5 protein-coding genes and 2 pseudogenes are annotated in these 6,310 nt (G+C 57.1%); 2 read left to right on the top strand and 5 right to left on the bottom strand.

Translation table 11 applies throughout. The annotated features are described in order from the left end of the window. Positions 1-303: 303 nt before the first annotated feature. Positions 304-2,508, bottom strand: a complete 2,205-nt coding sequence (locus JL39_RS31725; protein WP_152601220.1) for a hypothetical protein — start codon at positions 2,506-2,508, stop codon at positions 304-306. Further along, positions 2,509-2,880 (bottom strand): hypothetical protein, encoded by a 372-nt coding sequence (locus JL39_RS21335; protein ID WP_037155576.1) that lies wholly within the window; start codon positions 2,878-2,880, stop codon positions 2,509-2,511. Positions 2,881-3,469: 589 nt separating this feature from the next. Between JL39_RS21335 and JL39_RS31155 the strand changes: the two are divergent. Both JL39_RS31155 and JL39_RS21325 read left to right on the top strand, forming a co-directional pair. Continuing rightward, a pseudogene (locus JL39_RS31155) lies at positions 3,470-3,721 on the top strand (transposase); the annotation flags it as partial. A 58-nt stretch (positions 3,722-3,779) separates the two neighbouring features. Further along, positions 3,780-4,013 (top strand): DUF6429 family protein, encoded by a 234-nt coding sequence (locus JL39_RS21325; protein WP_037155571.1) that lies wholly within the window; start codon positions 3,780-3,782, stop codon positions 4,011-4,013. Here the strand turns inward: JL39_RS21325 and JL39_RS21320 are convergent. The 3 genes and pseudogenes from JL39_RS21320 to JL39_RS21310 form a co-directional block, all read right to left on the bottom strand. Beyond that, on the bottom strand, positions 3,994-5,586 hold the full coding sequence (locus JL39_RS21320; RefSeq protein ID WP_244446939.1) for an IS66 family transposase: 1,593 nt from the start codon (positions 5,584-5,586) through the stop codon (positions 3,994-3,996). The genes JL39_RS21325 and JL39_RS21320 overlap by 20 nt on opposite strands. Positions 5,587-5,715: 129 nt before the next feature. Beyond that, positions 5,716-6,063, bottom strand: coding sequence for an IS66 family insertion sequence element accessory protein TnpB (gene tnpB, locus JL39_RS21315; RefSeq protein ID WP_037155566.1), 348 nt, complete (start codon positions 6,061-6,063; stop codon positions 5,716-5,718). Then, positions 6,060-6,310 (bottom strand): annotated as a pseudogene (locus JL39_RS21310) (hypothetical protein); the annotation flags it as partial. The gene tnpB and the pseudogene JL39_RS21310, both read right to left, overlap by 4 nt.

The following is a 6,310-nucleotide window of genomic DNA, read 5'->3' as shown; positions in this document are numbered from 1 at the left end:
GCTGCTTGCGCTCCGGAAGATGGCCGAGGCCGTCATTGTCGTCCGTCACCAAAATACCCGTGTCCATGGTCTGCGTCGCACCTTCACTCGTAGCTGCAACTTACGCGCTCGGATCCGATTGGCATTCAACATTCACCTCGGACTATCCGCCGTCAAGGACGCAAGCGCTGAAGGTTGGCGAAACATTCGAATGCTGGCATCGAACGTCATCGGCTCACCCCAAGAGCGGTCGGCAGAGATGCCCCCAGAATGTCGCTCTCCGGCCCCGGCACCGTCAATCGCAAGCGATTGCCAAATGCGGAGTCACCTCTCGTACTCGTCTCGCCCAATATCACGATCCCGTTCCCGGCTAGCCCATAAGGCGTTCTCAGGCTTTGATAATGCTGCAACATCACGTTGCCGATCACCGTCCTCGAGTTTCCGTTCCAATTGCCAAGCAGGTACGACAGGAGCTCTGCCGGCTTCTGCCTCCTGCGTCACAGAGCTTCGATCGGCATGGCTTTCAATGGTAGACCAGTCGTGAATTCTACCGCTCCCTGGGATTTCCGACAATTTTAATATTCTGTCTTGCATAGTTTGTCTTATTGCCGATCTGAGCACCTCACGGTCATGCTCGTCATGTTTCGACCGGATCACTGCTTCTCTCATGCGCCCGAACGCTCTGAAGACCGACGTCGCGATCTCGGCGAAGTTGCGACTTTCCGGCACGGCGGCGGCGGGATCAGGTCGCTCTCCGGTGTAGTGCTGTTCGACCGCTTCTCTCGCATGCTTCTTTTGTTCCGGTATGTGGTGCGGCGCTGGCGGACGGGGTCCTCGAATGGGTTCAGAGACGCTGCGATCATTTCCCTCACGCTTTTCCCGCTCAAGATCCCGAAGGTCTTGCTTGGACCTCTCGGTAGCATTTGCCATCGTTTCCCCGTTTCCGCGGCGGGGTTCTCCGCTTGGGTTCGCCTCGGAGTGAAGCCTCTCCGCCGCTCCAGCAGCCCGATCGGACGCGGGCGGTAATTGTCTGATGGATTCCGACCGTCTATTTGATGATCGTCGATCGGCTACCTCAAACCGAAAAAGGGTCGATCTTGCGAACTGTTGGACTGTCTCGCTATAGCCCTGGCTAGCCAAGGTCTGCCAGTGCTGCCGAGCCATTGCGCGATAGTCTCGGTTGCGCTCGCCGCCGGCGAGATGTGGAACCTCCAAGCGTTTATAATCGTAACGGCGTTGTGCGCTGAAACTGGTACCCTCATGTTTCGTGCGGCCGACATAGCTGACAGGTCGAACGTGATGGTTCGTATATGCAGGTGCTGTCACCGTTTCACGGCGGTCGGTCATTTCCATATTGATGCCGTTGGCCCGGGCATTCTCCGCAAGGCTCAAGCGCCAGCGTCGAAGATCGGTGACCCAAGTCTTCAATCGATCACCGTAGTCTGACAATGTCATAATAACAGCATGCGCGTGGATGTGGGGCCTTTTTCCGCCCTCACGCTGCGGCCTCGGATCTCGCACCGGGTCATGCACTGCAAATACATACCGGTGACCCTTGAATTCTTCGGCGAGGAAGGCCCGGACAGTGTCCTGAAACCGTGCTGCGTCCGTTCCACTGCTCGCCGATATGATCAGATGCAGCGTATCCCGCGGCCGGCTGCTTCCAAGGTTATCCCGCCACCGTCGACGGACAAGCTCATTTGCCGCGCTGACGTCAGCAACCGGCCTGCCATGCTCGTCGCGAACCTGACCGGGATGCTTATCAACGAACTCTCGAAGCCGCCTTGTCCCATATCGAACGCCGTGGCCATGACCGGTGAACTGGACGCTTACCGTTTCAGCCTCTCGCGACAGCGTTTCTTTTAGTCGCGCGGTTATCGCCCCGCTCTCCCGACGGTCGGCTGGAAGACGGCCTTCTGTCGGAGACAGAAGCACGACCAATCCTTCTATGCGCACGGATTGTGGGGCCTGGGTCACCGTGAACGCAAATGGTCTGTCTTTGAAGGCATGTCTGGCGACCCACAAACCCGCATCCTCAGGTGGCCTGTGCGCAGCCTGCCAGGAAACTTCGATTTCGAACAGTCCGAGGTCCTGACTCGCCTTCCGATCACTGAGGAGGGGTTCCCAATCCCTCACGGTAGTATTGGGTGCTTGGCCGCCTGTTAGTGTTTCGCCACGCTCATTCTCGATTTTGACCTCGCCGCCGCGTGACACATAGTCAACGAGCTTTCTGGCGCCGGCGCCACCTCCAAAGCCGACCACCTTGACGACCGCAGGCTGGGCTCCCGAGGCGAGGCCGACAAAACGTTGCCTCATGTCCCGTTCGTTGCTGGGATAGAATCTTCCATGCGGTAAGCGCCCCGCATGGCTACCGGCATTCATTGCGGCTTGTCCCGGTGTCTCGGGAGGAAGACTGGCGCGCCGGCGCCAATCGTCCTCAAGCAATCCCCGTCTTTTCGAAATCTCCGGCAGGAGTGTCTCGCGATAACCAAGCCATTCCTCCGCAAGGCGGCGATATAATGTTTGCATTTAACTCTTCCCTGGATGTGCCGTCAGTCTTTTTGTATGACCGGACAATTCCACGCACAGAGCCGCGATCACCCGCTGCATGCCGAGTATTTCTTGCTTGCAAGACGCTTCGATAAACCGTTCGTCGCGGTTGAGGGTGATCAACAGACGGGTGAGGTTTAGCCCCTCCCTCCTGAGCTCATCACGCAAAAAGAGGAGAAACAGACGATCTTCATCGGAGTAAAACGGCTGAACCCCGGCGCGGTCGAGCGCCACGGAGCGAACAAAATCGGTCACAGTCGTTTGTGCCCGCGCCGCGGTTTCCGCGATCGCAGCAAGCTCATTCGCTGTCACGCGGACGGAGATACATTTTGCTCTTTGCTGCTGGCCCATGTGAGTTAACCTTAACCGGTGACCCTCAATTCTCGCTGCCCTTTGATGACTTTGTCAGTCTCGACCTGAAGGCTCGATCAATGCGACGATGAAGATATCGTAGCTTCTTGGTTTAATCTAGAGGAGATTACGTTATTCGTATATATAAGGATTCCGAGACATTGTGGGAATCTGCGGGTGAAATGGACGGTGTTGAGAAAAAATTGATAAATATTAAATGCTTATAGCAATTATTTCGCCGCTTCTTGCGAATCTTTTTTTTCGTTTTTTTTTTTGTGTAGTAAAATAAGTGATTATCGCATTCCCGAGAGGGGTCAGGGGACTGCTTTGGTTGATGCGTGACAAGGGATATTTGAGCCGTCAAAGCGACGCGCCACCTCCGAGACATTTGCCCCCGGCGCAAACGCCGCCTCCAGAATTTCCAGCCGATCATCTGCCGACCAACGACGACGCCGTTCTTGACCCGTCAGCAAAATTGCCTGTGCCATCGTTCCTCAACGGTAAGCGCCGTCTGGGCCCCATTGGATTTGGAGTGTTTTGAGGCTTGCTGGGTGTGCGAGAAGGTTTCCAGGGTTATCTGGAGACTTGCATGGCAGAAGATGGATTTGTTGGTCGCTACGAAATCGTCGAGCCGCGCCGCGGAAACCGGCGTTGGCCGGATGACGTTAAGGCTCGGATTGTAGCGGAAAGCTTTCAGCCCGGTGTTCGTGTTGTTGATGTTGCGCGTCGTCATGACGTTATAGCAAACCAACTTTCCAGTTGGCGGCGACAAGCACGAGATGGGGTTCTGGCGCTGCCTTTTGAGGCTATGCCGGGCCTTTCGGAGAACGGTGATGCCGAACGTACGCATACGGCGTAGACCACAGGAATTCGCATGACGTGCGTGCTATTGTTGTCTGATGGATATCGACGAAGACAAGATCGATGACGCTGTGCTGGCGCTGCTATGGCTGACGCTGCATGACGGGTATCGAGCCTGGAAGAGTTTCGACTGGGCGACGACGGATCGGTTGTTCAAGAAGGGGTTTATCGGCGATCCGGTGAACAAGTCGAAGTCATTGATTTTGACGGACGAAGGGCTGGAACGATCAAAGGCGCTCTTTGTCGAGCTGTTTACGCGGCCGCCGCGATAGCGGCCTTTTCGGCCTTCCAACTCCACGGCAACAACTCGTCGATCCTGCTGGCCGGGTGGTCGGCGATACGGGCAAGCACATCAGCAAGCCAGGCGTGTGGATCGACGTGGTTCATCTTTGCCGTGACAATTAAACTATACATGGCGGCGGCCCGCTGACCACCGCGGTCGGAACCGGCGAAGAGCCACGCCCGTCTTCCCAATGCAATTCCGCGTAACGAACGCTCCGCACAATTATTCGACAGGCAGATCCGGCCATCGGTGAGGAAGCGGGTAAACGAAGCCCAGCGGTTCAACATGTAGTCGAACGCCTTGGCGAGATCATTGTCGCGGGAAAGCTTGGCACGTTGCTCGCGCACCCACAGCTCCATATCTGATATCAGCGGCTTGCTATGCTGCTGACGTGTTGTTTTGCGCTCATCAGCCGTCTGGCCATTGACCTGACGTTCGATCTCGAACAGCGCATCGATCCGACGCACCATTTCGATGGCAATCGGCGAGATGACGGCCGGACGTTGGCCTTTCGCCTTTCGCCGTGCATTGGCTTCGAGATCGGCCATGATGAAGAACGGTCGCCTGGCATGCGCCCAGCATGCCGCCTCATAGATCGGCCCTGGACTGCGATCGGGAAGATAGAGCTTGGTGTAGCCGCCGTAGGCATCCGCCTGAAGGATACCGCTATAATTGGCGAGATGCGCCTGCGGATGTTCACCGGTGCGGTCTCGGGAATAATAGAACATCGCCGATGGCGGCGCCGTTCCGCCAAACGGGGCATCATCTCGCACGTAAGTCCAGATCCGGCCGGTGTCGGTCTTGCCGGCTGCGAGAACCGGAACCGTGGTATCGTCGCCGTGAACCCGTTCGGCTGCAAAGGTATGGGCCTCGATCCGTCTCAGAAGAGGATCAAGGGCATGGCAACAGGAACCGATGGCATCTGCGGCCGTCGACAGGCTGATCGGTACGCCCTCAAGCGCAAAGCGCTCGACCTGACGATTGAGCGGAATGTGCTGGCCGAACTTGTCGTAAAGGATCATCGCCAGAAGGCTCGGACCTGCCCAGCCCCTGGGGATGACGTGGAAAGGTGCTGGCGCCTGGCTGATCTTCTCGCAGTCGCGGCAGCTGAACTTCTCCCGCACCGTCTGAATGACTTTCCAGGAGCGCGGGATGCTCTCCATCGTCTCGGTGATGTCTTCACCCAGCTTGCGCAGCCGGTCACTGCCGCAGCAGGTGCAGGCGATCGGACCGGGCACAACGACACGCTCGCGCGGCAGATGATCGGGGAAGGGTTTCTTGACCGGCCGCTTTCGTACAAAGCCGGCGACGTTGATAGAGGCGGCGGCAACGGCCATTTCGGCGGCAAGTTCGTCCTCGGTCGCCGCTGCCTCGGCGTCTTCAAGCATCAGCTCCATTTGAGCGATCAGCCGGGCAGTCCGTTCCGACTTCTGACCACGCAGTTCCCGTTGCAGCTTTTCGATGTAGACTTTCTGGCGAAGAATGATGGCCTGATCGTTCGCTTCCTTCGCCTTGGCAACGGCCAATTCGGCTAAGGCAGCAGCTCGTTCCGCCCGCGCCATCACCAGCTCTGCCTCAAGGGCAGCAGCATGATCACGGTGATTTTCCGAGCCGGTTTCCATACCCGGATCAAACCACAAAGCCACTGATTTGCATAGCTTTTCTTGAGATTTCGAGCCGCATAATGAGAGCTATCCAGCGCGCGTCGGTCGCCATGTCTGTTGCGGATTTCGCCAGTCTATTCCCTCAAGAAGGTAAGATATCTGCCCGGCTGTAAGGGCAATAGCGCCGTCCACCGTCGCAGGCCAAATAAAGCGGCCTCGGTCCAATCTTTTTGCGTAGAGAGAAAGGCCAACCCCATCATGCCATAGAGCTTTTATCAATCGACCATTTCTCCCGCGGAACACAAAAACGTCGCCCTGGAACGGATTGCGGCCAAGCCCCTCTTGGACGATGAGAGCTAGCCCCTGCATGCCCTTGCGCATATCGCAGTGACCGCTGGCAATCCAAACCCGCACGCTTGAACTGATCGGGATCATCGTCCCTCCAGCACATCAAGCACGCGCGACAAGGTCGAGGCATCAAAGTCACGATTGACCCGCACCAACCGACCCCGCCCAACATGGATTTCGATCGCAGAAGACGCAGCAGCCGGTATTCCGATCGCCGCGTCCGGCGCCTGTTGTACCTTCACCGGAACGAAGGCGCGTGGTTCTTCCACTCTCTCTTTAATGCGGGTTTCGGAAAAGTCCGGACAGGATTTCCGGTAATCTCCGGACACAGTTT

Source organism: Rhizobium sp. YS-1r (assembly GCF_000757525.1).
Lineage (GTDB): Bacteria > Pseudomonadota > Alphaproteobacteria > Rhizobiales > Rhizobiaceae > Neorhizobium > Neorhizobium petrolearium.
This window is presented reverse-complemented; position numbering and strand designations above follow the sequence as displayed.

Bases quoted from the DNA above. Each gene is read 5' to 3' on its own strand.
- JL39_RS21325 (WP_037155571.1), top strand. From the start codon at position 3,780: ATGGATATCGACGAAGACAAGATCGATGACGCTGTGCTGGCGCTGCTA.
- JL39_RS21320 (WP_244446939.1), bottom strand. From the start codon at position 5,586: ATGGCGCGGGCGGAACGAGCTGCTGCCTTAGCCGAATTGGCCGTTGCC.
- tnpB (WP_037155566.1), bottom strand. From the start codon at position 6,063: ATGATCCCGATCAGTTCAAGCGTGCGGGTTTGGATTGCCAGCGGTCAC.
- JL39_RS31725 (WP_152601220.1), bottom strand. From the start codon at position 2,508: ATGCAAACATTATATCGCCGCCTTGCGGAGGAATGGCTTGGTTATCGC.
- JL39_RS21335 (WP_037155576.1), bottom strand. From the start codon at position 2,880: ATGGGCCAGCAGCAAAGAGCAAAATGTATCTCCGTCCGCGTGACAGCG.